The organism is Pseudoneobacillus rhizolycopersici (assembly GCF_054786815.1).
The window spans coordinates 1-255 of sequence record NZ_JBTOOE010000163.1 but is presented as its reverse complement, the minus strand read 5'-3'; the positions used below and the strand labels follow the sequence as shown (position 1 = coordinate 255).

General features: G+C 58.8%; 1 protein-coding gene. It reads left to right on the top strand.

Annotated features, from left to right (window positions below):
• Positions 1–255 (top strand): PLP-dependent transferase (locus ACX9YW_RS23260; protein WP_460351129.1); only part of this gene is annotated, 255 nt, incomplete at both ends.

Here is a 255-nt window from a genome sequence, read left to right as displayed (position 1 = left end):
TCATGAAAGCAGCCTGCGCATCGCCGAGTGGCTGGCGCAGCACCCGCAGGTGGCGCGGGTAAACCACCCCGCCCTGCCCGGCAGTAAAGGTCATGAGTTCTGGAAACGTGATTTCACCGGCAGCAGCGGGCTATTCTCGTTTGTGCTCAGCAAGCGCCTCAATGATGCCGAACTGGCGGAGTATCTCGACAATTTCAGCCTGTTCAGTATGGCCTATTCGTGGGGCGGCTTTGAGTCGCTGATTCTCGCCAACCA